Below are 25,490 nucleotides of genomic sequence, written 5' to 3'. Positions count from 1 at the left end.
TCAACATCACTGGATTCATGGTGCTGAACTAATCGCACTGAATGAATCACTGAATGAATGGCATTGAGGTTAACTCATTCCAACCTCCAATCCGGGATATGGTTTCTAGATTTCGGCCTAGATCCAGCCTTAAACCTAAGATCTAATCCCTGATTCAGTCTGGGATGTAGTCTGAGATTTAGTTTTCAATAAAACTTTGAGTTGAAAATCTTGGGTTGCATCTTACATCGAATTTTGCAGAGCAAGGCCAACTGAAATGCCAGATTTTGCTGAAATTATCCCTGACATAGGTAGATAAAAGCACTGACGAAACAGAGATCAGCGCAGACAAATCTAAGTAGATTCGAGTCAATCGAAGTAGATTTGAGCAACCTGGAGTTGATAGCCAAGCGTGAATCCCTCATTAGAGCTTACTCCTAAGATTGATTAGCTGCTCAGCGAAAATCTCCAATTCGTAATTTTTTCCGAGAGATCCTTAAAGGGGCAACACTTCCCTTGCCGTCACTGTGGAGATCGATCGCGCAATCTCCCTTACACACCAGTTCCGCAAGCCATTGCTTGAGCATTGCTTGGGATTACTTTTGGAGATCGCCCTTGGAGATTGCTGGCGTTCTGCCAAAAAAAACACCAAATTTGGCAAGGGATAAACCCACGACCAAACATGGTGCAATTGCAATTTCTGAAGAGTGGAAAACGTTGTGTGGTTTGGGCAACTGGCCCGGAATTAACTTCGATCGACTGAAGCTGACCTTCAGCCGTTGGGTTCATCAACAGAGTGAGGGCTGCGATCGGGTCGATTGTTGCATGATGAACGTTCAATGGACTTTCAATGAACGTTCAATCTTCTTTGGCAATCAAGAACGATCGAACCGCTGACCTGAACCAAATTGACCCGCAGGAAATTTGGCAAACCTTAGGAGCCAGTCGTCTGAGCGTTCAGCAGTTGCTTCAGCTTCGCCAGTTCACCGGCCCAACGGGGATCCGGCTGGGCAGAAGCGGCGCTGCTTTCGGCCACCACAGCCCCACCGGGGGCGCGACGACCACCACCGTTGCCTTTTTTACCACCACCGCCACCGCCACCGCTGCGACGAGCTGCCTTGGCAGGGGTAGCTTCGACGCTCTCAGGAGCTTCATCATCGCCCTTGCCTTTGCGGGGCATGGCTTTTTCAATTTTCAGCACGGTGTCTTTGAAGGTGGAACCGTTGAACTGTTCGATGATTTGGTCGGCGAGTTCATCAGTGGGAACCGTCACGAATGCAAAACCGCGACATTTTCCGGTTTTGCGATCGACAATGACCTTGGTGGAGGTCAGGTCGCCCGTGCCGGCAAAGACGGCTTCGAGTTCTTTGCGATCGACTTCTTTGGGCAGATTGCCAACGTACAGGCGAATGGACATGACGGATCCCTCTGATGGTTTGCAGCAAGCGCCAGGAGACTAAGCGCCGGGTGACTGGATGTGGTGGTTGGCAGTTACCATTCGGTTGCCATTGAATCGAGAGCACCTCGATGGAAAAGACAAGTTTTGAGAACTTGCCAGCTCTGAGCAAGACACAGCTCGCGCGGGGATATCAAACGCTCTGCTGCAAGCTGCTGAATAAAGGTTGTTTGATAACTATTCAATTCAAATAGACTTGCTATTGCTCAATTGAAAGGAAAGGATCTGTCGCCAGTCTTGAGCAGTCAAGCGCTGACCTTTAGCCATCCGGAGCCGTGTGACCCGTGCGTTGTCGATCGGGTGTGTTGCTGCTGAAGATTTTGCCACGATGGGGGCAGCAAAACTCACCAAACAGTTAAAACAGCATCGATCGAGCGGCTGGTTTGCTGGCATAAAAGTCTATCACGACGCTTTGCAAATTGGGCCAAGATCTCCGGGGGCTGGGCAACGGGTTCGATCGCAGCGGTGATCGCTACCTCGATCGTGAAAAAGCCAGCCGTTGGGGCGGCTGGCCGTGCTTGCTGTGTTGGGAGAATACCAATTAAAACCTGGCCGGGGATGTCATTGACTTTGCATTTTGAGTGACAAAGACTCACACCATCGCAGTTTCAGCAGTTTCAACGAGTAAGGTTGATGGCAACTTGAAGCGGCGGTTAGTGCTTGACAGTTCTCCGAGCGTCGGCTAATTAGCCTCCTGTGAAGAAATGTAACATCAATGAAGCAACACTGTAAATCTGGCGTACTGGATCGGCGGAAATTTGAATGGAATTGGAAGACTGGGGAAATTGGAAGACTGGGGAAATTGGAACACCACGGATCCGCACGCTCAGGCATCTGAGCACTGGATCTGAATGCTGAAAACGATAGGAACTGGAAAATTTGGAAATTGGAAACTCTGGTAACCCTAGAGCCGGGTGGAGCTTGGGCGATCGCGCCGACGGCGACGGTGTCCGGGCCGATCGGGTGCGTTGAAGTGCCAGTAATGATGCAAATACAGTCGCTCTAGGGTACGACAATCGCGCGTAATGGCCATTTGTTCCCGTCGAGCATAGGCCCGGAACAGATTGCCCAGCGTGAGGGCCAACAGCGCCACCACCAGCCCGATCGCCGTAGAAACCAGCGCTTCACTGAGACCCGCATTCACGCGACTAGGGCCATCCCCGGCCCAATCGAGGCCCGCAAAGGCTCCCATCAGGCCAGTGACCGTGCCCAACAGGCCCAACAACGGAGCCAAGGCCGTCACGGTTTGCAACCATAGGTCAAAGCGCCGCAGTTGGGGCCGTTCGGCTTGGGTGGCGGCGCTGAGGGCTAAGCGAAAGGCGATCGGGTGGGGACGACGTAGCTCCAAGGCTGCCAAACTAATGCGGGCGATCGGGAGGCATTCGGCATATTGCTGGAACCGGGCGATCGCCGCCTTGGCATCGCGTCCATACAGCTCAAAAACCGCTGGAACCAGTTGGGATCGATCGCGCCGCACCTGGGCCCAAAACCAAGCTCGCTCGATCGCCACAGTCACCGTCGCGATCGATCCCAACAGCAAGGGCACAACCACCGGCCCGCCCGCCTGCAAAATAGCCCAAGCGATCATGGGCGATTTTCCCCCATCGTTTTCATGTACATGGCGCTTGCCGGATCATCTGTTGATTAGCCTGATTAGCCCCCACCTTGCCCCCCCAACCGCATGATCATCGCCCAACCCCTCAGCGCACCGTCAAATAGCGCAACCCAATCAGCAGCAAAAAGCCCCCATACAGTTTCTTCATCAGGGCCGAACTGATGTAGGGTTGATTGGCAAATATTGCCCCAAAGTAATTCCCCACCAGCAATCCCACCACAATCAACAACCCATACTTGATGTTGAGATTGCCATTGCGGTAATACACCATCGCTCCTAACAGCCCGATCGGCAACACCTGGGCCGCAAGGGACGTTCCCGTTGCTAATTTTTGGTCTAGGCCTAGCCACAGCACCATGGCAGGCACCATAATCGCCCCGCCGCCAATGCCAAACAGGCCCCCTGCCAACCCTGCCGCTAATCCAATCAGCAGCAATTGCCAAACCACATCCGTCATTCAGCTTTCTCCTTTCTTGAGCAATTCTGGTTTTTGATGTTCAGCTTGCCTGTGAGCGCAATTTCGGCAATTTCGAGTGAATCCCTTGGGCTTGGTACTGGAGCCTAGGGTCTATCGTCATTGAGCATGAAACCCTAGACCTGCCGTTAGCGAATCGTGGGGAGCAAGGGACTTGGGCATCTTGTTACGACGACTAGGACACGGAAGATCAACCGTTTCAGCCTCACCTCGAAAAATGACGACACCCCCTAAGCCTGAGCGAGTCATCTTCCCAAGCGCTGCCTCGTCAGACTCTGGCACTGTTTTTGGAACCAAGACAAGTTAAGGGCGGCACATTTTTCTTGGCAATACCCAAGTGATCAGTGTTGATACGGGATTCATCAACCCTCCACTTCCCTTTAACGAAGCATCGATTGGCGATTCAATGATGAATCAACCCGATGAATCAACCCGATGAATTAACCCGATGCATCAATCCCAATGAATTAACCCCCGATCAATGATTTCCTGATTCTCGATTCATTGGATCCTATAGATCCATCATGAGATCCATCATTGCCCTATTCTTCATGATCATTCCTTCAAAAGTGCGATCGGTCATTGATTGGACTATGAATTCATTTTTGATGCTGATTGAATAGTGAATTAATTACTGAGTACAGATCCCTGAGCAAAGATTGCAGCAGAGCCATGCCAAAACCTCGGAAACGCTTTGGTCAACATTGGTTGAGAAGTGAAAAAGCCCTTGCCAAAATTATTTCAGCGGCGGAATTGACCTCGAAGGATCGGGTTTTGGAAATTGGCCCCGGCCAAGGGGTCTTGACTCGGCAATTGTTAGATCGAGCGGGGGCAGTGGTTGCCGTCGAGTTAGATCGCGATCTTTGTCCTGAGTTGGTGAAAAAGTTTGGGCACCGGGACAATTTTTTGCTGCTTCAGGGCGATATCTTGGCTTTGGATTGGCCGGAGCAGTTGGCGGTTTTTCCCAATCCCCAGTTCCAAAATCCCAACAAGGTAGTGGCCAATATTCCCTATAACATTACGGGGCCAATTTTGGAGCATTTGTTGGGGACGATCGCCCAACCACGATTGCAACCCTTTGAGTCGATCGTGCTGTTGGTGCAAAAGGAAGTGGCCCTGCGATTGGTGGCTAATCCGGGCAGCAAACATTACAGCGCCCTTTCAATTCGATCGCGCTTTTTAGCGGATTGCTCTTGGGTTTGCGATGTGGGGGCCAAGGCTTTTTCGCCACCACCTAAGGTCGATTCAGCCGTGGTGAAAATTCAGCCCCGTCCTTTTCCGCAGTCGCCGCAAAATGTGAAGCGCTTTGAAACGCTGTTGAAATTGGGCTTTGCCAGCCGCCGCAAGATGTTGCGCAACAATCTAAAAAGCGTCGTGGATTTGGATCAGTTGCGTCATACTTTGGTTGAGCTGGCAATTCCTGAAACGGCGCGGGCAGAAGAACTGAGCCTGGAGCAATGGATTCAGTTAAGCGATCGCTTGGTTTTGGGTTCTTTGTCGATCGAGATCGCAACAGGAGAGGCGGAAGAATCGATGGACAGTGTTGCACCTTGAATACTGCACCTTGAATACTGCACCTTCAATGACCAAAATTTCTGAACCAAAATTCCTGAACCAAAATTTCTGAACCAAAATTCCTGAACCTTGATGCCAATGGATTGTCCATGCAAATTTATCTAGACCACAGCGCCACCACGCCGCCCTGTGATGTGGCGATCGCGGCGGCCCAACGGGTGATGACGGAGCTATGGGGAAATCCGTCAAGCATTCATAGTTGGGGCGATCGTTCGGCCATGGTGCTGGAAACGGCGCGGTTTCAGGTGGCAGCGTTGATTAATGGGGATCCCACGGGGGTGATTTTTACCTCGGGGGGCACGGAGGCGGACAATTTGGCAATCTTGGGGGTGGCCCAGCGGTTCACCCAACCGCGCCATATCATTTCGTCGCAGGTGGAACATTCGGCGATCGAGCGAACCTTGGAGCGGCTGGAGGCCCAAGGCTGGGCGATTACGCGCTTGCCGGTCGATCGCGCCGGGCGGGTGAATCCTTCAGACTTGGCTTTGGCCATTCGCCCGGAAACGGTGTTGGTATCGATTATTTTTGCCCAAAGCGAGGTGGGAACCCTGCAGCCGATCGCGGAGTTGGGAACAATTACCCGGCGATCGGGCGCATTATTCCACACGGATGCGGTGCAGGCGGTGGGCCGGGTGGCGGTGGATTTGCAAACCCTGCCGGTGGATTTGCTGTCCCTCTCCAGCCACAAGATCTACGGCATTCAAGGGGCTGGGGCCCTGTGGGCGCGGCCGGGCATTCATTTGGCTCCCCAGTTGCTGGGGGGCGGCCAGGAGAGTAAACGGCGATCAGGAACTCAGGCCCTGCCGGCGATCGCGGCCTTTGGGGCGGCGGCGGAACGCATGGCCCAAACCTGGGAAACGGAGGCTCAGCGGCTCGGTCAACTGCGCGATCGCTTGTTTGAGCGTTTGGCTCCCCTGCCCGCTTTGCATCCCACGGGCGATCGGCTCCATCGCTTGCCCCACCATGTCAGCTTTTGTTTACGGGGGCGGTTGCCCCTGCCCAGCGGTCGGGATTTGGTGCGCCAGCTCGATCGGGCGGGCATTGCCGCCAGCTCTGGATCCGCCTGTAGCAGCGGCAGCCTGACCCCGAGTCCCACCCTGTTGGCCATGGGCTACGATCCCGCCGAAGCCACAGCGGCCCTGCGCTTAAGCTTGGGCCACAGCACCACGGAAGCGGATATTGATTGGACTGCGTTGGTGGTGGCTCAAGTGCTGGAGCGATTGGGCGTTGGCCAACTCAATGGCGGCGATCGCGACTCGCAACGTTCGGTTTTGGGGTGCGCGACTCTGGGGCCTTGCCGATACACTTGAGGCAAATCCCCTAAGTCTAAATCCCTAGCGCGTGTGACGACGCTCTCGACGATTGCGGCGAACCCCAAACCCGCGATGCCGCTTCCCTCCACTGCTCTGAGCGATCGCCCGCCCGATCGCCAACGGATCGATCGACCAACTATGAATGGATGGGTGTTACCAACGGTGGGTCATCTGCTTGCTCCCCTTACCCCCGGAGCGGGCCCAGGAACCCTATCCGCCGAGGCCCAATGGCAGGGGGCCACGAAGGCGATCGCCCAAATCATGGCCCAATCCATGGAAGCGGCCGACGCGATCGAAGCGGCCTTCATCACGGACTTTGCGGAAGCCTTACCCTCCGAAGCGATCGATCAAGGGGTGGTGCTGTTGGGGCCCCTGCCCTTGTTTACGGGATCCTGGCTCGATCGCCTCTCGGTCTGGACATTCAGCAGCCACCTTTGGCAATCCCTGTGGCTGTTGCCCTCCGCCGATGAGGGCGAACCCTGCCCGGAAGTGACGGAACGGGCGATCGGCCTAGCTCCGGTGGATCCGCTGGCCGCAGAATCCTTTTGCGTGGTGCGAATGCGGGACTTTAGCTTGGCCCTCTCGCTCCAAGAAGACTCCACCGGTCAACTGGTTTTTCGCTTCTCCTTTGATCCTCAGGCGATCGCCGCCGTCTGGCAAGCCTTGCGGGCCCGGGTGCAACTGAACGCCCCTCAACAGCTCGTGCCGTTTGATGCCCTGGCCCAACAGTTTCCCTTGGTGGAACCCAGCTATCGGATCGTCAGCGCCTTCACAGAGCGCCTGCTGCAAGCCCTGCCAGCTCCCAGCAACCCCGCCCATTCGGAGCCGCGCCGTCGCCCCTTACGGGCCTCAGCTCGGCCGCAACCGGCCAAACCCGCGATCGACCTGGAGCTTTTGCAAGCCCTCGCCCACAGTGTCCGCACGCCCCTGGCCACCATCCGCACCTTCACCCGCCTGCTGATGCGCCAGCAAAATTTGCAGGACAAGGCGGTGAACTACATCGAAAAAATCGATCGGGAATGTACCGAACAAATCAACCGCTTTGACCTGATTTTCAAGGCCGTTGAACTAGAAACCAGCAACAGCGCCCACCTGTCCCTCACGCCCATTCCCTTGGCCCAGGTGTTTCAATCCAGCATTCCCCGTTGGCAACAACAGGCCAGCCGCCACAACTTGGAACTGACGGTGAAGCTACCGCACAAACTGCCCACGGTTGCCAGCGACCCCACCTTGCTCGATCGAATGTTGGCGGAAATTATTGAAAACCTGGCCCGCACCCTGCCCGCCGGTAGCCGCATCGACATGGAAGCGGAAACGGCCGGCAGCCAACTGAAGGTGCAATTGCGCTACGACGCAATGGGCGCAGCCACCCGCCTGGAATCGCTGAAGTCGATCGGGCAGTTGCTGACCTTCCAACCGGAAACCGGCAGCTTTGGCCTGAATTTACATGTCACCAAAAACCTATTCCAGGCGATCGGGGGCAAACTCACCATCCGGCAGCGGCCCCAGCGCGGCGAAGTGATGACCATCTTCTTGCCCCTGCAATAGGGCGCTGCTAGAGGACGGCCCGCCATCCACTACCAACGGCGCGATCGCACCCCCCAAGCGCCCAACAGCAGCAACACCCCCATCGCCAAAAACAAAACGCCAAACACAATCCCCGGCACAAAGCCCAACAGCCCCATCCCCCGCAACAACCACAACACCGCCGTCACCAGAGCCAACAGGCCCAACCAATTCCACCAAGGAGCCGGCCGCAAATAGGGAGGGGTCATAGCAAAACGTTCAATTTCAGAATCAGGGACTTAACAAAAACAGCAGAGCCAGCCGCCAAGGGCTACCCCACAGGGTGAATCAGCTCTGGCTCTTCAGCCATCCTCGTATTAGGCAATTCTGCCATTCACGGGAGATCTTCAAAGCAAATCTTCAGTCGCCATGGGGATGTGAACAAAGCAAGGGCGATCGCCTGATGTCCAAGCGATCGCCCTCAACAGAACATGAACAGTTTTCAAAAGCTAGCCAAAACGGCAGCTCTTAGCAGTCGCGATTTAGTCGATCGCGTGCTGGCGCTTTTTCGCAGCCACGCCAACCGCCGTCCCCACAACCAACAGACCCAGCAAGCTAACCGGCTCAGGGGTGGAGGCCACTTCCGTCAAGATGACATTATCAATGTAGGCTCCGTGGGTGTCCCGCGTGCCCAGGTAGTTGAACTGCAAGCGCGTTAGATCAGACACCGCCTTCACCAACAGAGGGCCGCTGTTGAGCCAGTTGGTTTGACTGCCGCCGTTACCCGCATTGAAAACTTGGTTGAAGCTGGAACCAAACAAAACGGAGAAGGCATTTTGGTCTTTGCCGCCTTTCCAGTTGTTCGCAATTCCCGGACGAGCCGAGTAAACAAAGGAAAGTTCATAGGTCTTTCCTGCTTTGGTCACGATGTCTTGGAACAGGCCCAGCTCGGATGCGTTGCTGTCGTAGAAGTGGCTGTCGAGTTCCACCAGGTTTTTGCCGTCGTAGGCTTTCCCGGCCACCCCGGCTTGCACCTCAATTTTGCCGCCACTAGTGGCAGACCAACCCTCAATTTCGGAAAAAGTCCGCCAGCCGCCGTTGAGGGGAGCGCCTGGAGTCACTTCAAAGCTGCCGTTTTTAACCAGGTTGGCAGCCTGTGCGGGCTGGGTGGCAATCAGAGCAGGCACTAGGGCAAGAGCCAGGGTGCTAGCAATTTGTTGGAAGCGTTTCATAGTGACAATTTTTCCGCAGTAGTGGAGAGGTCTAGCACCCAACGTTTAGGTTCTTGAGTTACATCCTAGATCACACTTTGAAAAATCGGTTTAAAGATTAAGTGATCTCTAGACAAAGATTCTATGAAGCACGCTTAGCACTTCATGATCATGGCTTTGAATTATGAATTCAAGCCATAAATTTATATCCGAAAAAATGCTTTCAAGATAATGACAAGTATTTAGAAAATTTCTATTTTTTGATGGAATTAATTTATACAAAGGCTGAATCAAGCACAAAATTCAGAAAAAATGGTTGAATTTCAAAAAAAACAATTTAGATTACAACATTTTCTAACTCTTTCAATGCAAAAGATTTAAAATATTCACAAGGATTTGCTCTAGATCAACCACGATGCTCGTAATGACTAATCACAATCAAAGCCCCTGTTTGGGTCAGGGGGCTGACTTTTAAGACCGAATTTCTAGAGATCTTTTTCAGATTCTGACGGGCCGATCGGGCGCGATCGCCAGATCCACCAAGCCCCTGCACAGAGCGTGCAGTTACCGATTACCGTCGTGGCCGCTTGCACCGTCACCAGCCATTCCAAGCGCGGCGCATTGTCAAAAAAGTGCCAAGTACAGGCGCACATGGCGCTCACTAGGGCTGGCAACATGCCCCAACTGAGGGCCCGCCAGCTCGGATTGTCGGTGAGATCGCCGTAGCGCCAAATCAGCACGATCGCCGTGATCCACTCAATGACGCTAGAAACATGCACGATCCAAGTGGGAATTGATAGGGCATTCATAGAAAAAGTGGTCTACCGTTTTGATGCTTTGAGCCATTTTGAACAACTGGGGGAACGATTGGCAGAAAGATTGGGGGATGGTTGATCGCCCTGTCAGCCAACCATCCCCCAACTAACCGTTAGATCACCGTTAAACCGCTGCCATTTCCGGTTTGCGGCCCAACTGCATCAACAGGCGATCGGCAATTTGCGGCCCCGTCAGACCCAAACTTTGCATCGACTGGCTCGGCGTGGCGTGCTCCACCAAAATGTCCGGCACACCCAAGCGGGTCACCGGCACGGCCACACCCGCATCGCCGAGGGCTTCTAGCACCGCCGAACCGAAACCACCCATCAGGCAGCCTTCCTCGATCGTCACTACCCGGCCAATCTTCTGGGCCAGGGGCACAATCAACTCCGTATCCAGCGGCTTCACGAACCGGGCATTCACCACCGTAGCTTCAATGCCGTGCTCACTAAGGATTTCCGCCGCTTGCATGGCCGGATAGACCATCGTGCCGTAGCCCACCAGCAACAGATCATCGCCGGTTCGCAGCACTTCGCCCTTGCCGATCGGCATTGGCTCCCAACCCGCTTCCAGCAACGGCGCACCCACGCCACTGCCCCGGGGATAGCGCACGGCGATCGGGCCCGGATGGGTCACGCCCGTCACCAGCATCCGCTGGAACTCCGCCTCATCCTTGGGAGCCATGATCGTCAGGTTGGGAATGCAGCGCAGGTAGGCAATGTCATACATTCCCTGGTGGGTGGGCCCGTCGGCTCCAACCACGCCGGCCCGATCCATACAGAAGAAGACCGGCAGATCCTGGATGCAAACATCGTGGATCACTTGGTCAAAGGCCCGCTGCAAGAAGGTGGAATAGATCGTGACCACCGGGCGCGCCCCCTCGCAGGCCATGCCCGCCGCCATGGTCACAGCGTGCTGTTCGGCAATGCCCACATCCACATACTGGTTCGGCAGCTTGGCTTGGAATTTATCCAGGCCGGTGCCGGTGGCCATAGCGGCCGTGATCGCCACAATTCGAGGATCGTTTTCCGCAAGTGTAATCAGGGTTTCTGCAAAAACTTTGGAGTAGCTGGGCGGCGTGGGCTTGTTGGCCGGTTTGGCCTTGCCCGTTGCCAAGTCAAAGGGATTTTGAGCGTGGTAACCCACTTGATCTTTTTCCGCGATCGCGTAGCCCTTGCCTTTGGTGGTGGCCACGTGGACGAGCACAGGGCCCTTTTGCTTGTGACCTTCGCGGAAGATGTCAATCAGTTCTTTAATGTTGTGACCGTCAACGGGGCCCATGTAGGTGAAGCCCAGTTCTTCAAACACTGCGCCGACTTTCGATACGGCCAGGCGCTTCATGCCTTCTTTGACCCGATCGAGTTCCGGCGACAGGGAACCGCCAAAGAAGGGCAAATGCTTCACCTGCTCTTCGATGTTGTCCGTCAGGAATTGCATCGGCGGGCTAAGGCGCATTTTGTTCAGGTAGCGCGACAGGGCCCCGACGTTGGGCGAAATGGACATGTCGTTGTCGTTCAGCACCACCATCAGGTTGGTGTCGGGCAGGTGACCCGCGTGGTTAATGGCTTCAAGGGCCATCCCGCCGGTCATTGCGCCGTCGCCGATGATGGAAACCACCTTGTAGTTTTCGCCGGCCATATCCCGGGCGATCGCCATGCCCAAGCCGGCGGAAATGCTGGTGGAGGCGTGGCCCGCGCCGAAGTGATCGAACTTACTTTCACAGCGCTTGAGATAACCGGCAATGCCGTCCTTTTGGCGCAGGGTATGGAACTCGTTGTAACGACCGGTAATCAATTTGTGGGGATAGGCCTGGTGACCCACGTCCCAGATCACCTTGTCGCGATCGAGGTCAAGGGTTTGATAGAGGGCGATTGTTAATTCCACCACGCCTAAACCAGGACCCAGGTGACCGCCGCTGGTGGCGACGGTTTGCAGATGTTTTTCCCGAATTTGGCGGGCAATTTCTTCTAATTGGGCGATCGACAGCCCATGAAGTTGATTGGGGTGAGTAAGTTCGCTCAGATGCATAGGCGGCCACCTTGGGTGTTGGATATGGGGAATTTTGGTTTTGTACTGACCCCTATCGACTCTAACGAATCTCCATACCGTTTTTATATTTGGAGCAAATTGATTGCAGCGATCGACCGTCCATCAAGCGGGATCCAAAATCGTTGACCTTACGGTTTCAGCAGTGCGTGGTCAGTACATTGCTTTTGAGTGACCCATTCCCTGAAGATAGAAATTGACATCTGTAAAAGATTGGGATCTTGAGATCGAAGGATCTGCAAAGCAAGCGGCACTGGTGCATCGCCATTCAGCGCCTTGGGGTCAGCAGCTTGGGGATCAGCGCCTTGGGGGGAGCAGTGCCTTGGGGATCAAGGTCTGGGCGCGATGCTTTTGGGTTGTCTGTGGGTGGGGACGATCGATCCCCTGTTCAGCGCCGTCCAGCCCATCAATCGCCAATCTTGGGCCAACGGTGGCGATCGTGTTGATGCACAGGTTAAGCAGCCATGGAATTAGATTTACAGAAGCCACGCAAAGGCACTCAGGAACAGCTACTGATGGGGATTGCAAACCGGATTCGGCAGTCCTTGGAATTGAGCGAAATCCTGGCGGTGACGGTGGCGGAGGTGCGGGCTTTTTTGGAGACCGATCGGGTCAAGATTTACCAATTTTCGCCCGAGGGTCATGGCACGGTAGTGGCCGAATCCCTCGTGCCCGATCGACTGCCTTCCTTGAAGGGGTTGCATTTTCCAGTGGATGATATTCCGCCCCAGGCCCGCGAGTTGTTCGTGCGGGCCCGCCAGCGAGTGGTGGTGGATGTGGCTGAGTGTCAAACGGGCCTGAGTGCCATGGATCCCCCGGACGATGGGGAATTGCGTAGTCCTTCGACAATGCGCTACCGTCCGGTGGATCCATGCCATGTGGAATATCTGACGGTGATGGGGGTGCAGTCGTCGGTGGTGGTTCCGATCGTGCTGGATAACTTTCCGGCCACCTCTGAGCCGCCCGTTGCCAGCACCTTGCACATGGGCAACCTGTGGGGGCTGTTGGTTTCTCACCACGCGGAACCCCGATCGGTGGATGAGGAGGAACTGCAATTCATCCAAGCGGTGGTCGATCAGGTGGAAATCGCGATCGCCCAGTCAATTTTGGTGCAGCGGGTCACGGATCAAGCCCTTCAGGAAGCGAGCATTAACCGTGTCACGGCCCTGTTGCACGAAGCGCCCACGGGCCAACTGCAAAAGGCCCTGGAAGAAACGGTGCAAATTTTGGGAGGGAGCGGCGGCCGGCTGTGTCTCTGGCCCGGGGGCCAAACCGATCGGGAACTCTATACCGTGGGGCCCCAGCCCCATCCCCTGGCCACCACGGATCAGCGCCCCTTTGAGGAACACCGGCTGGTCTATGCCTTTTTGAAAGCGGGCGCAGTGCCCGAGCCACCGCCCAACTCCGCCACTCAGGATTGGTCTGTGGAGTGGATGCGCGCCAACTATGGCCTGGCGGCCCCACCCCAGGACAGCAGCAGTTTTAGCCAGCGCGTTTGGGCGATCGGGGACATTTACCGAGAACCCCTGCTACGCTCGGTGGCTCCCTCGTTTCAATGGTTGCCGATCCGGGGGCTGATTTTGGTTCCCCTCTATTACGGCAGTGAGTTACTGGGTTGTCTCAGCATTTTTCGGGATGAGGTCAACACCGATGAACTTTGGACCGGCTGGCACGATCCGGACACTCGCCAACTGATGGCCCGCCATTCCTTTGAAGTGTGGCGACAAATCAGGATCGGCCAGGCCCAGCAATGGACGGTCTCTGAGGTGAAGCTCGCCCAGGCGTTGGGGGAACGGTTTGCCACGGCGGTCAAGCAACATTGGCTGTATACAGAGGTAAACAGCCTGAACGCCAGCTTGGAGGCCCAAGTGCAAACCCGCACGGCGGAGTTGCGCCAATCGAATGAGGAACTTCAGCGATCGACTGCGGATCTGGAACGGGTGATCCATCAGCAACAAACCCTGGCACGATTGATTGCCAAAATTCGCGAGTCTTTGGATCTCGAAACCGTGTTTCGCACCACGGCGCGGGAAGTGCGGCAACTGCTGCGGGCCGATCGCGTGGTGGTGTTTGCCTTTAATTCCCAAGCCCCGACCGCCCAGGGCAAAATCATTGCGGAAGATCGGGCCCGGGGTTGCACCTCCATTCTGCACTTGGAATTAGAAGATCCCTGCTTTAGTGATCAGCATGTTCTTCAATACCAAGTGGGCAAAGTTCACAGCATTCCGAATGTCCACAATTCCACCATGCCCGATTGTCATTTGGAAATGTTGCGGACTTGGCAAGTGCAGGCCAATTTGGTGATTCCGATCATTCAAAGCGAGGAACTGTGGGGACTGATGGGCATTCATCAATGCACCGCTCCTCGCCATTGGCAAGACTCGGAAGTGGAGTTTTTGCGCCAGGTCTGTGTGCAATTGGGTGTGGCGCTTCAGCATACGGAATTGCTGCAACAAACCCGATCGCAAGCGACTGAATTGGCCCACACCTTGGATGAGCTAAAGCAAACCCAAATGCATTTGCTCCAAAGCGAAAAGATGTCGATTTTGGGGCAATTAATCGCTGGCGTTGCCCATGAAATCAATAACCCGATCGGGTTTATTCATAGCAACTTAGGGCCCATTCGCGAATATTCCGAATTTCTGATTCAACTGGCCCGGCTGGAAGCCCAGCAAGCGCCACAAGAGCAGATTCAAGCTTTGCTGGAAACTTTTGATTTGGATTTTCTGGCGCGAGATTTTCCAAAACTGCTGGACTCAATGCATTTGGGCACTAATCGAATTCGGGAAATTGTCTCGGCGCTGCGCGGTTTCTCACGAGTCGACCGCACCATTACCAACGCCCTGTACTTGCAAGAGGCGATCGAGTCTACTCTGATGATCTTGCAATATCACCTGAAGCCCAATGGCAGCTATCCCGAAATTGAAATTATTCGGAATTATGACAACGTGCCCCCCATTGAATGCTATTCCGGCCAAATGCATCAGGTTTGCATGAACCTGCTTTCCAATGCGATCGATGCTTTGCGCGAAGCCCAAGAAGAGCAACTGAGTCGCGATCAATTGCCCTTCATTGGTCGCATTTGGATTGAACTTTCGCAACCGGATCCTCAGCATATTAGTGTCACCATTCGAGACAATGGGCCGGGGATTCCGGAAGCCATTCAATCCCAATTATTTGATCCGTTCTTCACCACAAAACCCCTAGGCAAGGGCACGGGATTGGGCCTATCGATTAGCTATCAAATCATTCAGCGCCATCGCGGCAGCATGGTTTGTCGATCGGCCCCTAACCAGGGTGCGGAATTCACGATTACCTTACCTATTACCCAAACGTCGTCGGCCAATGGGGCCTCAGAGATGGGCCCCCATGGCGACGGCTTGCCCGCTTCCCAGCAACCCGCTTGGTCACCGGAGCTGAGTTTCAACACCAAGACCCGCCTGAACACGATCACCACGCGCCAATTGCCGCCGGGCCGCAAGCCAGGATTATCGTTCCTGCCGATCGAGCCGGACTCTCGGGGCGATCGACCCACCCTTTCCGCCGAGGCCACTGAATGAGCTGAGATCCCCCAATCCTTGACCCCACTGCCCAACCCCCAAACCGCCGCCATCCGCCCTATGAAGATCTTTGTTACCTTTTTGCCCGACCAAGTCACCGTCTCAGCCCAACCGGGCGAGATGCTGTTAACCGTGGCCGATCGCGCCGGGGTTGCTATTCCCACGGGTTGCCTGATGGGGTCTTGCCATGCCTGCGAAGTGGATTTGGCAGCGCAACCCCTACCCAGCCCCGATCGCCCCGATCCGTCAGCGGCCCCCGACCGTTCCGAAGACCCCCAAACTGTTTGTGCTTGCATCAGTGCCGTACCCACCGGAATCTCAGCACTGACGGTCAATTTGGGCATTGATCCCACGTGGTAAGGTTGGGCAGTTGATCTGCTCGGAGTAATGCTCGGTGACCACGGAACACTTCCCTCAGACAGCGATTGAGGGTTTTGCTCTCCCCTTGGGGGCGGTGTCCCCGACCCTTGATCCGCTGCCCCTAGACAGCCCCATTCTGGACAACCCGATCGCGGAAACCGATGTTTTGGTGGTGGGTGGCGGCACTGGGGGAACGGCGGCGGCCATCCAAGCGGCCCGCTGTGGGGTGCGGGTGCTGTTGGCCACGGAGTTTTCCTGGTTGGGTGGAATGTTGACGGCGGCGGGGGTCTGTGCGCCGGACGGCAATGAATTGACGGCCCTGCAAACGGGTCTCTGGGGGGCATTTTTGCAGGAGTTGGCCCAGCGTCAACCCCAGGGACTGGATTGGGGCTGGGTCAGCTTTTTCACCTATGAACCGGCGATCGGGGCGCAGATTTTTGCTGATTGGGTGGCGGCCCTGCCCAATTTACGTTGGATTTCCGGAGTGCGGCCGGTGTCGGTGCAGCGATCGGGCGATCGAGTCACCGGGGTTACCTTTGACTCGGGGTTACAGGTTACCGCCCAGATCACGATCGACGGCACGGAATTGGGAGATCTGCTGGCCCTGGGGGAGGTTCCCTATCGTTGGGGTTGGGAGTGGCAAGACCAATGGCAAGAGCCTACGGCCCCGGCGGGGCCCACGGCCTTAACCGAGCGATTTCCGGTGCAGGCTCCCACTTGGGTTTTTTATCTTCAGGATTTTGGCCCCGAAGCGATCGCCCCGGAAATTCCCTGCCCCGCTGACTATGACCCCACCCGCTACCAAGCAGCCTTTGCGGGCTATGCCAGTGCCCAGCGCGTGTTGGACTATGGGCGGATTGCGGGCGATCGGTTCATGATCAACTGGCCCCAGGCCGGCAATGACTATGGGGATGACCTCGATCGCCTGGTGGGGACAGCGGCCGATCGAGCAGCGGCCCTACAGGCTGCCCACGATCGCAGTTTGGGATTTGCCCATTGGTTACAACAAACCCTCGGACGGCGCTATGGCTTGGCCGATCATCTCTTTCCCGACACCGAAGCCTTTGCCCTATATCCCTACTTTCGGGAAAGCCGCCGCCTTCAGGGATTGGCAACGGTGACGGAAAACCAGATCTTGCCAGTGGTCGGAGGCTGGGGAGCGGCCCTGCCCCGAGATCCCCACAGCGGAGCCAGCAGCGCGATCGCCTATGGCAACTATCCCAATGATCACCACTACCCCGGGGAGGTCTTTCCCCTAGCGCCCAAATCGCTTCGATGGGGTGGTCGCTGGACGGGGACGGCCTTTGCGCTGCCCTATGGCTGCCTGGTGCCGCAACGGGTCGATGGGCTGTTGGTTTGCGACAAAAATATTTCCGTGTCCCACATGGCCAACGGAGCCACACGCCTCCAGCCGGTGGTGTTGGGGTTGGGTCAAGCGGCGGGGGCGGCGGCGGCCCTCTGTGTTCAGCAGCATTGCCAACCCCGATCGCTGCCGGTGGCCGCTGTGCAAACAGCCTTGCTCCATGACCCACAGGCTCCGGCGGCGGTGATTCCCTGTTTTGGCCTCACGCCCGATCGCGATGATTGGCGATCGCAGCAGAAACACTGGATTGCCCATCCCCAAGCCTACGAGCAACTGCTCACCCAGGAACATCCCCTGAATCTGATTCCACCGCCAGAACCTTCAGCCACCTTGGGGTTCACCGGTCAGTTTCAGCGGCGCGGCCCCCAGAACTATGCCTTGGAAACGGCCTTGACCCCGGAGCCAATTTCCCTGGTGGCGCTCCATCCTTGGGTGAATTACCACCTTGGCCAACTGGAATCCGGTAGCTCGATCGTTCTGCGAGGGCGCTATAACCCCTCTGGCCCCTGGATTATTGTGGAGGATCTGCCGGATTAGGGCCGGGAGCAATGGCGGGACTTTGCGATTGGCGACCCAACGATCACCGATCGACGGATACCAGCCACCGAACCTAGTTCATGCCTCAAGGTTTTGCTGGGTTTGGCCCTGGCTCCAGGGGAGGGCTTTCCCAGGGGCCGCCACCGCTGGGTTTTCCCGATCGCAACAGTTCCCCCAAGGTCACCAAACGATAGCCCCGAGCCTGGAGGGTTGGAATAATTTCACCCAGCGCGGCCACGGTGCGATCGCGGGGCTGACGGGTCTTGAAGCTGCCGTCATGGAACAGAACAATGGAGCCGGGCCGCACCCGCTGCAACACGCCTTGCACCAAATCCGCCACTGAATTGGCCGGGTCATAGTCACCGGAATCCACTTCCCACATGGCCAAGGTGCGCCCCGATCGCCATAGCCAGTAGGGCAACCCAAACCACCGCTTACCCAAGGGCGGCCGCAGGGCGATCGGTCCCTCAGCCCCCGCCGCCCGCAGTCGCCGATCGGTTTCGAGAATTTCAGCGGCAATTTCCCCCGGCCAACGCAGGATCAAATTCCGGTGTGAGTAGGAATGATTGCCCAACTCATGGCCCCGTTGCACCACCGATCGGGCTAAGGCCGGCTCCCGATCGATCTGCTGACCAATTTCAAAGAAAGTGGCCTTCACCCCAAAGCGATCCAACACCTGCAAGACCTGCTCCGTGTAGGGCGATTGGGGCCCATCATCAAAGGTCAGGGCCACTAGCGGCTCCGTGGTGAGCACCCGCCGCACCCCAAACAAAGGAAAACTATGGGCCACCGGCAGCACTGCCCCATACCAAAGCCCATGGGCCACCAGCAGCAACAGCACCACCATCACGCACAGGGATTGAACCCAGGATGTCCAGTGAGATCGGCAATTTTGCCGCCTGTGCCCATAGTCACCCCCCTGCCCGATCAATGCCGGTTTGTTTGTCCCGGATTTCAGAGGAGTCCCCTGCTCCGATGGTTCAGTCCAACCAGAAGGCGGACTGGGCTGCTGCTCCGTCTTCACGGGATGGGCGCTCCACAGACTTGAGGGGGTTAATCAAGAAATTTGGCAGCCAGGCCTATAGTAAATAAACCTGCCCATCGATTAACAGGTGAGTGATGCCCTTGGCCTGGAGATAGGGGCCTGTTTTCTGGAACAGGTCGTTGGCATCGGGCACTTTAATAATGCGCTGATTACGAGCCGAAAATCGCCGCGCCACGCGATGGTTGTCAAAGACCGGTAGGGTGCGACTGGCGGCTTCCTGGGGTGGAATTTGCCCCAATTCTCGAAAATCTTCTAAGGGACGGGCCACTAACTCCGCCGCTCGATCGATCACAAGATAGCAGGGGTTGGGGATCCGTGAGGTTTCCAGGGGCATGATTTCGATCGGTTGATCCGGATTGGCTCCGCGCCCAAACATGGCGGCAATGCCCGCTTCACCGTCGTCATCCCCAAACTCAAAATCATCTTCGTCTAGATCCAGATCGTCATCATCCAAATCTAAGTCGGCTCCCAGATCCGCATCGTCGGCTTCCTCCGCGCTGGCTTCGTTGATCTCTGCCACGACGGGGCCGCTACCTTTGCGCCGCCGATTCGATCGGCCCCCTTTCCCATTGGTGTTGGTGGTTGCTTCTGCCTGCTTCTTCACCGGTCGCCCCACCCGCGACGATCGCACCTCTTCCTTAGCCTCGGCTTCCAACTCCGCAACAACCTCGGACAGGGGTTCCGCCGAAGCGGCAGCAAAATCAGTGTCAAACAGTGGCAGGGTTTCCATGGCTGGGAGTTCCATGGGCTTGGCCGGCGTTGGCTCCGGGGCCATCAAGGACTCTGGCAGCACGGATTCCGATACCGAGGCTTCACTGCGCGACCGACGGCGCACCCGTCTTGTGCCCGTTGTGCCGTCCGTCGGCTCCGTGGGTTGGTTGGGGATCGATCGCCCGCCCGATCGTCCACCGGAGTCCACCATGGGATCCACTTGGGGCGGCTGAGGATCCAATTCCATCATCGGGGCTTCCGGTGCTGGAGTGACCACAGCCGGGGCGATCGGAGCCGGAACTGAAACCAACGATGGCATTGGCTCTTCGGCCGCCGCCAACTTCAAAATTCGGCCCACGGTTGAAGTGCTGACTCCATAGCGCTGTCCCAGGGTGGCCATGGTGTGGCCGCCCTGGCGATAGAGCGTAATCAGTTCGTGTTTTTCGGAATCCGATAACTTGGGAGGAGTCATGCCCAAACCTGGGGAATTGTGCAAATGCCTGCGGACAGTTCAGGGCTCCAAAGGATGGTCGCCACCGCCCGGGGCCAGCGACAACCTTGAACCCTAGTTAGCCGCTCCCGATGAGCGTCGACGGGCACTACGGCGCGATCGCGTCGAAAGATCGTACTCCAACACGGCACCGATGCCAAACAGAACGCCGCTGAAGATCCAGAACACCTCCAGCAGACTACCGCTTTCATAGTTGCAAATGTTGGCCGTGGCGTACTTGAACCACATATCCGCAATGTAAAGCGAAATGGAGGCCGCCGCAATCATTCGCCAAGATTGGGCCGATCGCCCGCCCCAAAAGGCCAACAACAGCGCCGAAGCCAACACCAACAGCACAATATCGCCAACGGTATAAACCGGCAGAATATAGTCAGAAATTGGCGTGAGGGCCCCTTGGATCTGTTCAGCCCAGGCCGGTACATTGGCCACCGCCTCTGCGGTTTGTTCCTGGCAAGCAGCCTCTCCTGAAACCAGCGGCGAGAAGGCAAAAGCAGTACCCGCCAAACCGATCCCCCCGATCGTCAGCCACTGCCACAGCTCCAAATTTAAGCGCCGGGGCAACACCGCCAACAACAGCCCGATCGCCAGGGAAGCGTAGGTCACGATGTAGAACAGGTCACCGGGACTCACATCCGGCTCAATCCCCAGACCAATTTCCCAATAGCTGAACAGCAAATTGCCCAGGCCATAGCAAAACATTCCCAACCCAATCAGCAGCCAAACCGTCCGACCACTGAGGATTTGGTTACTGCGCCAGTTGCGAAAGCACACCAGCGCCGCCCACAGATAGGACGTTGTTTCCAGCACTGAGGTGGCAATGCTGTACCACTGGGGCAGGGTTTCCCCCGGCGGAGTCACACTGAAAAACAGAAACACCGCCAAAGCAACCAGAGACCAAGAGACAGCCCCGATAATTAGGTTGCGCGATGAAAACAGTTTTGGCGATTCGCTCGCAGTCTTAGTCATAGGGGTTGGCTTCAAAAGGTTCTAAAAACCAGGAGGTGACGATCTCATGAGGGACACAGACCACCGCAGACCGGGGATGGATCGCCCAACATCCCTGAGACTGGAGCCGTCGATTGCAGTTGGGCATTCGATCGCCCCCATTGCCCCAGACGGCCATGGCCATTCGGTTTAGCGCCGCCCAGGGCTAGCGCCAGAGCTTGGCCACGGGCGATCGCCCCAGCCAGTCCGTAAATTCCGAACGCTCGCCCGCATCCATCTCCTGCAACGCATCAAACGCTCGGCTGGTGAAATTGGTATTGCCAAAATAGCCTTTGCCCAACGTGTGCAGTTCCTGTAGCAACCCCACGATTTGCAATTCTTGCCAGGGCGGCAAGGCCGTTTCAAAGGGGTTCACTTCCAAAATGTTGCTCACGGCCGGCTGGTTGTCCAGCCCTGGAAACTGGAGCCGCTTGAACACCTCGCCAATTTCCTGGCGAAACTTTGCGCCTTGGCGTTCTCCCAGCAAATCTTCAATGTCGAAGTACACCGCCTGGAGCAGCAGCATTCCCGCCAGCACATAGGACGATTTCGCCGCCCCACTGTCGCCTGCGCCAGCATCCGCGACTCCCAGGCGATCGAGCCGCACCTTGCCCCACACACTGAACCGATCCGGTTCTTCCAGCAGGACGCAAGCTTTCCCTCGGTTATCCGTCAGATCTCGCCACAAGGCCCGCGCCTCTTCCGCCTGATTTGCGCTAAAAACATTCAGCAACGTGAATGTTTGACCCTGATAGCTCAGGATCGGAATTTGCTGATCTTTTTCGGGATGCCGGACGTTGGAAATGTCCACGTCTTGCCGCTTCAGAATAAACATGCGTTATTCAAAGAACTCATGCTTGGAGCTATGCCATTCAAGCCAGAGACCACAGGGCCGGTCTAGCTTGAACTCATGCAGTCGGTCAACCAGAGCTGCTCCAGAAGCTAGCCCCAGCAGGGTCGTGAGGGCTGCATAGACAGCTTCCCAACCGGTGAACTGAGCCTGCGCTGGGCATCATTCTAGCCCAGGGTCCTTAGCGTAGAGCTATTGGGGGATCTAGGGTCGAAAATCAACTTTGGTCTCTCAAGTGTACCCCGCGACCTTCTAAAAACTGGCTCTTAGCGGAATTGCCTCTGAATGGATGTTCTGAGGGTGGGTTCATCACTCCCATCAACCTCCTCAACGGCCTTGCTTGGGATTAGGTTAACTCGATACAATTCGTAAACCTTGAAAGGCGGCCAGTCCGGGCGTGTCATCCTGAATCGCGGATGAAACCCACGCTGCCGCGATCGAGCCGGAAGCGCCCTGATGACAGCATTCGTTGGCGAACTGTTGCAATCAGGAGAAGCAATGGTTTTCTCAAGGCCCTGGGAACTTCCGCCGATGAATTTTCCCCGGATTATTCGTGGGGATTTTCATGGAAATCTCTACAGATCTCAGTCTGGGTGCGTAGCTCAGTGGATAGAGCAGCCGCCTTCTAAGCGGCCGGTCGCAGGTTCGAATCCTGCCGCACCCGTCCTCTGTTCGGGTCTTTCGCTTGTGTAGCAAGAGCTTGCTGAGCAAGGGGCTGGAAATTTTGCCCCGAACCGATGACTCTTAAAATATCGAAAAATTTCGACAACACCGATCGTGATGCTGATTGGGCCCAGCGTTCTGAACGCTTTGTCCTGAGAACGCTCCAATAATTGACGAGTCTATTGACAAGTAATTGACAAGTAATTGATGAACAGAGCGTTGGCCCCGAGGAATCAGCCATCTCAAGGATTCCAAAGATCACGGATTGAAACCTCGATCGCTTGAAAATTTTGAACATCATCCTGAGCGTTCAGCCCTGGGGCGAGGTAGAAACATGGCAAAAGTCAGGAAAGCATCACACATACGGCAATAGCAGGGTGCGAATTCAGCGAAAACCCAGCGAAAACTCAGCACAAACCTAGCGAAGACAAGTCACCGGCACAGCAGCCACACAAACAACACAGACAACACAAACAATACAGACAATACAGACAACACCAACATGACTCAACAACACCAACATGACTCAGCCGTTGAATCAGCCAACGATCGGGAAAACTGCCTCCTCCTCGGCTTACCGCAAAGGGCGATCGCGCTGGAGTCTGGTGCTGGCGGGGTTGGTGGCCCTGGTGCTGGCGGTTCCCGAGGGCCAAACCGCGGCCCCCAAACTGGTGAACTGCGATCGCCTGCCCCACTGGAGCAACTTTGCCAGCGGCCCCCAGGTGAACCAACCCCATATTTTTTGTGGTGAATTTAGCAACGGTCGGCCCAAGGGGTTCCATTCCCGACCGGGCGGAACCAATCCCCGCACGGTGGACCGGTTTCAAGTGACCCAACCACCCAACCGGCGAGGGATCTATGGGGTGCGCTGGAGCCACGGAGCCGATCCCAGTCGGGAAAAGTTTTCCACGATGTTTCCCGATCGCTGCTCCCAAGCCCAAGTGTTGGAATCGATCCGCTATGCGGCTCGCAATCAAATTAGTTGCCCAGGGGGTGCGCCCGATTGGGCTTGGTGCGGTTATAACCGGCCTGGCAACCGATCGACCTCGGCCCAAGCGGCGGTTGTGCCGGTTGCTCAACTCATGCCCGCTGCGCCTGTAACAACAGCCTTGGCACTCCCTCAGGATCCTTCGGTGGCAGAAAATTCCCCGATCGCCCAAGCCAGTCGGTTTTGCGAGGCCAATGATGGGCAGCGGTTTGTGATTGCAGGGGCATTTGTGCGGGGGCGCAATCAAATCAACACGGCTTTTCCCCTGCGCTAGGGTACAGGCCCGGGCGCATGATGAGTTCCCGGGCGCATGATGATTCGCGGTGCAGAATTTGCAGGGCAGAACTTGCCGGGCAAAGCTTGCAGCGCAGAATTTGCAGCGCAGAATTGCCCTTGCGTTATTTCTGGCTCGCGGTTTTTACGGATGGTTTTCCATGGCGGATTCTGTTGTTTCTTGCTTTGAGCAGGCCCAAGCGGCGATCGCAGCGGGCCAGGTTGATCGTGCCGGTCAGTTATATTTGCAGGCCACCGATTTTCTAAAACCCCAAGAGCATCGGCGTTGGGGCGAACTGTTCCAGCAGGCGGGCCAGTGGGATTGGGCGGAAGCCCTGCTGCGTCGCCTCGCTCGACAGCACCCCACCATGCCCGAGGCCTGGACGGATTTGGGAACCCTGTTGGTCAGTCGTGATCAGCTTCCGGAGGCGCAGGCCTGTTTTGCCAAGGCCCATCGCCTGCGGGGCTGGCCTGAAAGTGGCGATCGGGGCTATTGGTTTTCCCGAGACTGGTTTTCCAATCAATTGCCCAACTGGGTGAACTGGGTGCAGCCCTTGGCCAATCGAGGGCCGGTACAGGCTTTGGAAATTGGCAGCTTTGAGGGGATGTCTGCCTGCTGGTTGCTCGATCGCGTCCTGCTGGATCCTGAAGCAAGGCTCACCTGCATTGAGCCGGAAATTCGTTCCACCCTGCGGGACAATCTCGATCGCTCCGGTCGGGCCCCGCAGGTCACCCTTCTGTCTCAGCTCTCTTGGGAAGCCCTGGCCCAGCTACCGGTTGATCACTACGACCTGGCCTACATTGACGGTTGCCATGCACCTTGGGTGGCTTTCCGCGATGCCGTCATGACCTGGCCCCTGGTGAAGGTGGGTGGGCTGGTGGTGATTGATGATTATCGTTATGTGGGCTTGCCAGAGGATTGCCCACAATTCGGTGTGGATTTGTTTATGTTGCTGTTTACCCACTGTTTTGAGGTGGTTTTCAGCGGCTATCAGCTTTTTTTGCGCAAAGTTCGCGATTGGCAACCCCTCACAGTTCCCTGGCAACGGGCGGCCGAGGCCACAACGGATCCGCTGCTCTTGGATGCCCTGGCTTGGGCCTTGGCGCGATCGCACCAATGGGATGCGGCTCAACAACTCTGCGAACGGGCGATCGGATTGGCTCCCCAAGTGGCGGCCCCCTATCTCACCCTGGCGGAAATTTGGGCCCAGCACCAGCCAGAGTTTAGTGATCAAGACCTGGCGCACTATGGGCCCTTGACCCGATCACTAGTCCAGGTCTTTGGCCACAGTCTCCCTGGCTTTGCCCTCAAGACCGTGCCCGTCGGCACTGGCTACGATTTGGAACCCCTGGTGGCCTATCTGCAAGCCCTGGAAAAGAATACCTACTGGCACGAACCAGTTTCGAATCTTTTGACGGTTTTGGAACGACAGGGGAAACAACAGGGAATGCCGCAAGCCATGGCCGCTTGGCTCGATCGGCTGCATCATCCCCCGGCGGACGGCTTGGCCTTGCCCCACCGCCCCGATCTTTGGCGCTTGATTGGTGACTTGGCGATCGCCTCCAACAATGCCACCGCCGCCGCATTGGCCTATCGGTGCGCTCTTCATTAGCACCCACCCCCGGCCTTGGGCCGCAAAAACCGCCAGCCCT

General features: G+C 56.4%; 20 protein-coding genes and 1 tRNA gene. 9 read left to right on the top strand and 12 right to left on the bottom strand.

The annotated features are described in order from the left end of the window. Positions 1 to 913: 913 nt before the first annotated feature. The 3 genes from VPK24_RS10250 to VPK24_RS10240 all read right to left on the bottom strand — a co-directional run bounded on the left by VPK24_RS10250 (position 914) and on the right by VPK24_RS10240 (position 3,507). Positions 914 to 1,396 carry an RNA recognition motif domain-containing protein gene (locus VPK24_RS10250; RefSeq protein WP_393012803.1) on the bottom strand — a complete coding sequence of 161 codons (483 nt, stop codon included), beginning with the start codon at positions 1,394 to 1,396 and terminating at the stop codon, positions 914 to 916. Between the two features lie 943 nt (positions 1,397 to 2,339). Further along, entirely contained in the window at positions 2,340 to 3,023 is a 684-nt protein-coding gene (locus tag VPK24_RS10245) for a MotA/TolQ/ExbB proton channel family protein (RefSeq protein WP_393012800.1), read from the bottom strand. Between the two features lie 112 nt (positions 3,024 to 3,135). Beyond that, positions 3,136 to 3,507: a sulfite exporter TauE/SafE family protein gene (locus VPK24_RS10240; RefSeq protein ID WP_099533483.1), complete on the bottom strand. Its 372-nt coding sequence runs from the start codon at positions 3,505 to 3,507 to the stop codon at positions 3,136 to 3,138. Positions 3,508 to 4,197: 690 nt separating this feature from the next. Between VPK24_RS10240 and rsmA the strand changes: the two genes are divergently transcribed. From rsmA to VPK24_RS10225, 3 genes are all read left to right on the top strand, one after another. Beyond that, positions 4,198 to 5,079 carry a 16S rRNA (adenine(1518)-N(6)/adenine(1519)-N(6))-dimethyltransferase RsmA gene (gene rsmA, locus VPK24_RS10235; protein WP_393012796.1) on the top strand — a complete coding sequence of 294 codons (882 nt, stop codon included), beginning with the start codon at positions 4,198 to 4,200 and terminating at the stop codon, positions 5,077 to 5,079. A 110-nt stretch (positions 5,080 to 5,189) separates the two neighbouring features. Next, positions 5,190 to 6,410, top strand: coding sequence for a cysteine desulfurase family protein (locus VPK24_RS10230; protein ID WP_393012794.1), 1,221 nt, complete (start codon positions 5,190 to 5,192; stop codon positions 6,408 to 6,410). 75 nt (positions 6,411 to 6,485) lie between these two features. Continuing rightward, positions 6,486 to 7,961, top strand: a complete 1,476-nt coding sequence (locus VPK24_RS10225) for a sensor histidine kinase (protein ID WP_393012791.1) — start codon at positions 6,486 to 6,488, stop codon at positions 7,959 to 7,961. A gap of 29 nt (positions 7,962 to 7,990) precedes the next feature. Here the strand turns inward: VPK24_RS10225 and VPK24_RS10220 are convergent, their stop codons facing one another. The 4 genes from VPK24_RS10220 to dxs form a co-directional block, all read right to left on the bottom strand. Then, positions 7,991 to 8,188 carry a hypothetical protein gene (locus VPK24_RS10220; protein WP_393012789.1) on the bottom strand — a complete coding sequence of 66 codons (198 nt, stop codon included), beginning with the start codon at positions 8,186 to 8,188 and terminating at the stop codon, positions 7,991 to 7,993. Between the two features lie 273 nt (positions 8,189 to 8,461). Beyond that, a complete protein-coding gene (locus VPK24_RS10215) occupies positions 8,462 to 9,151 on the bottom strand; it encodes a PEP-CTERM sorting domain-containing protein (protein WP_190528211.1) in 690 nt (229 codons plus the stop codon). 464 nt (positions 9,152 to 9,615) lie between these two features. Further along, positions 9,616 to 9,939, bottom strand: coding sequence for a DUF2499 domain-containing protein (locus VPK24_RS10210; protein ID WP_190528209.1), 324 nt, complete (start codon positions 9,937 to 9,939; stop codon positions 9,616 to 9,618). Positions 9,940 to 10,069: 130 nt separating this feature from the next. Continuing rightward, positions 10,070 to 11,974, bottom strand: a complete 1,905-nt coding sequence (dxs, locus tag VPK24_RS10205; RefSeq protein WP_393012785.1) for a 1-deoxy-D-xylulose-5-phosphate synthase — start codon at positions 11,972 to 11,974, stop codon at positions 10,070 to 10,072. A 533-nt stretch (positions 11,975 to 12,507) separates the two neighbouring features. On the opposite strand from dxs, the gene VPK24_RS10200 reads away from it, so the two are divergent. The 3 genes from VPK24_RS10200 to VPK24_RS10190 all read left to right on the top strand — a co-directional run bounded on the left by VPK24_RS10200 (position 12,508) and on the right by VPK24_RS10190 (position 17,812). Further along, positions 12,508 to 15,552, top strand: a complete 3,045-nt coding sequence (locus VPK24_RS10200; protein ID WP_393012782.1) for a GAF domain-containing sensor histidine kinase — start codon at positions 12,508 to 12,510, stop codon at positions 15,550 to 15,552. 60 nt (positions 15,553 to 15,612) lie between these two features. Next, positions 15,613 to 15,912, top strand: coding sequence for a 2Fe-2S iron-sulfur cluster binding domain-containing protein (locus VPK24_RS10195; RefSeq protein ID WP_393012779.1), 300 nt, complete (start codon positions 15,613 to 15,615; stop codon positions 15,910 to 15,912). A gap of 136 nt (positions 15,913 to 16,048) precedes the next feature. Further along, positions 16,049 to 17,812 carry an FAD-dependent oxidoreductase gene (locus VPK24_RS10190; RefSeq protein WP_393013186.1) on the top strand — a complete coding sequence of 588 codons (1,764 nt, stop codon included), beginning with the start codon at positions 16,049 to 16,051 and terminating at the stop codon, positions 17,810 to 17,812. An 85-nt stretch (positions 17,813 to 17,897) separates the two neighbouring features. Here VPK24_RS10190 and VPK24_RS10185 read toward each other — a convergent pair whose 3' ends face one another. The 5 genes from VPK24_RS10185 to VPK24_RS10165 all read right to left on the bottom strand — a co-directional run bounded on the left by VPK24_RS10185 (position 17,898) and on the right by VPK24_RS10165 (position 21,898). Continuing rightward, positions 17,898 to 18,659: a polysaccharide deacetylase family protein gene (locus tag VPK24_RS10185; protein ID WP_393012776.1), complete on the bottom strand. Its 762-nt coding sequence runs from the start codon at positions 18,657 to 18,659 to the stop codon at positions 17,898 to 17,900. A 232-nt stretch (positions 18,660 to 18,891) separates the two neighbouring features. Beyond that, positions 18,892 to 20,040, bottom strand: coding sequence for a hypothetical protein (locus VPK24_RS10180; RefSeq protein WP_393012774.1), 1,149 nt, complete (start codon positions 20,038 to 20,040; stop codon positions 18,892 to 18,894). A gap of 93 nt (positions 20,041 to 20,133) precedes the next feature. Further along, on the bottom strand, positions 20,134 to 21,045 hold the full coding sequence (locus VPK24_RS10175; protein WP_393012772.1) for a hypothetical protein: 912 nt from the start codon (positions 21,043 to 21,045) through the stop codon (positions 20,134 to 20,136). Continuing rightward, complete coding sequence (locus tag VPK24_RS10170; RefSeq protein ID WP_393012769.1) at positions 21,038 to 21,202, bottom strand: hypothetical protein; 165 nt, start codon at positions 21,200 to 21,202, stop codon at positions 21,038 to 21,040. Before VPK24_RS10170 ends, VPK24_RS10175 begins: the two co-directional genes overlap by 8 nt. A gap of 27 nt (positions 21,203 to 21,229) precedes the next feature. Next, positions 21,230 to 21,898: an Npun_F0813 family protein gene (locus VPK24_RS10165; protein ID WP_393012766.1), complete on the bottom strand. Its 669-nt coding sequence runs from the start codon at positions 21,896 to 21,898 to the stop codon at positions 21,230 to 21,232. Positions 21,899 to 22,504: 606 nt separating this feature from the next. Between VPK24_RS10165 and VPK24_RS10160 the strand changes: the two genes are divergently transcribed. From VPK24_RS10160 to VPK24_RS10150, 3 genes are all read left to right on the top strand, one after another. Beyond that, a tRNA-Arg gene (locus VPK24_RS10160) sits at positions 22,505 to 22,577 on the top strand. A 520-nt stretch (positions 22,578 to 23,097) separates the two neighbouring features. Further along, complete coding sequence (locus VPK24_RS10155; RefSeq protein WP_393012763.1) at positions 23,098 to 23,838, top strand: EndoU domain-containing protein; 741 nt, start codon at positions 23,098 to 23,100, stop codon at positions 23,836 to 23,838. Between the two features lie 160 nt (positions 23,839 to 23,998). Continuing rightward, positions 23,999 to 25,450 (top strand): class I SAM-dependent methyltransferase, encoded by a 1,452-nt coding sequence (locus VPK24_RS10150; RefSeq protein ID WP_393012760.1) that lies wholly within the window; start codon positions 23,999 to 24,001, stop codon positions 25,448 to 25,450. The last annotated feature ends 40 nt before the right edge of the window (positions 25,451 to 25,490 follow it).

It is taken from the genome of Limnothrix redekei LRLZ20PSL1 (genome assembly GCF_043235035.1).
Classification (GTDB): domain Bacteria; phylum Cyanobacteriota; class Cyanobacteriia; order CACIAM-69d; family CACIAM-69d; genus CACIAM-69d.
Note: the sequence above shows the minus strand (reverse complement) of the source record. Positions and strands in the feature narration are given on the sequence as shown.

Bases quoted from the DNA above. Each gene is read 5' to 3' on its own strand.
- VPK24_RS10215 (WP_190528211.1), bottom strand. From the start codon at position 9,151: ATGAAACGCTTCCAACAAATTGCTAGCACCCTGGCTCTTGCCCTAGTG.
- VPK24_RS10150 (WP_393012760.1), top strand. From the start codon at position 23,999: ATGGCGGATTCTGTTGTTTCTTGCTTTGAGCAGGCCCAAGCGGCGATC.
- VPK24_RS10165 (WP_393012766.1), bottom strand. From the start codon at position 21,898: ATGTTTATTCTGAAGCGGCAAGACGTGGACATTTCCAACGTCCGGCAT.
- VPK24_RS10250 (WP_393012803.1), bottom strand. From the start codon at position 1,396: ATGTCCATTCGCCTGTACGTTGGCAATCTGCCCAAAGAAGTCGATCGC.
- VPK24_RS10240 (WP_099533483.1), bottom strand. From the start codon at position 3,507: ATGACGGATGTGGTTTGGCAATTGCTGCTGATTGGATTAGCGGCAGGG.
- VPK24_RS10175 (WP_393012772.1), bottom strand. From the start codon at position 21,045: ATGACTAAGACTGCGAGCGAATCGCCAAAACTGTTTTCATCGCGCAAC.
- VPK24_RS10225 (WP_393012791.1), top strand. From the start codon at position 6,486: ATGCCGCTTCCCTCCACTGCTCTGAGCGATCGCCCGCCCGATCGCCAA.
- VPK24_RS10170 (WP_393012769.1), bottom strand. From the start codon at position 21,202: ATGGCCGTCTGGGGCAATGGGGGCGATCGAATGCCCAACTGCAATCGA.
- VPK24_RS10210 (WP_190528209.1), bottom strand. From the start codon at position 9,939: ATGAATGCCCTATCAATTCCCACTTGGATCGTGCATGTTTCTAGCGTC.
- VPK24_RS10195 (WP_393012779.1), top strand. From the start codon at position 15,613: ATGAAGATCTTTGTTACCTTTTTGCCCGACCAAGTCACCGTCTCAGCC.
- VPK24_RS10245 (WP_393012800.1), bottom strand. From the start codon at position 3,023: ATGATCGCTTGGGCTATTTTGCAGGCGGGCGGGCCGGTGGTTGTGCCC.
- dxs (WP_393012785.1), bottom strand. From the start codon at position 11,974: ATGCATCTGAGCGAACTTACTCACCCCAATCAACTTCATGGGCTGTCG.
- VPK24_RS10200 (WP_393012782.1), top strand. From the start codon at position 12,508: ATGGGGATTGCAAACCGGATTCGGCAGTCCTTGGAATTGAGCGAAATC.
- VPK24_RS10220 (WP_393012789.1), bottom strand. From the start codon at position 8,188: ATGACCCCTCCCTATTTGCGGCCGGCTCCTTGGTGGAATTGGTTGGGC.
- VPK24_RS10155 (WP_393012763.1), top strand. From the start codon at position 23,098: ATGACTCAGCCGTTGAATCAGCCAACGATCGGGAAAACTGCCTCCTCC.
- VPK24_RS10180 (WP_393012774.1), bottom strand. From the start codon at position 20,040: ATGACTCCTCCCAAGTTATCGGATTCCGAAAAACACGAACTGATTACG.
- VPK24_RS10185 (WP_393012776.1), bottom strand. From the start codon at position 18,659: ATGGTGGTGCTGTTGCTGCTGGTGGCCCATGGGCTTTGGTATGGGGCA.
- rsmA (WP_393012796.1), top strand. From the start codon at position 4,198: ATGCCAAAACCTCGGAAACGCTTTGGTCAACATTGGTTGAGAAGTGAA.
- VPK24_RS10230 (WP_393012794.1), top strand. From the start codon at position 5,190: ATGCAAATTTATCTAGACCACAGCGCCACCACGCCGCCCTGTGATGTG.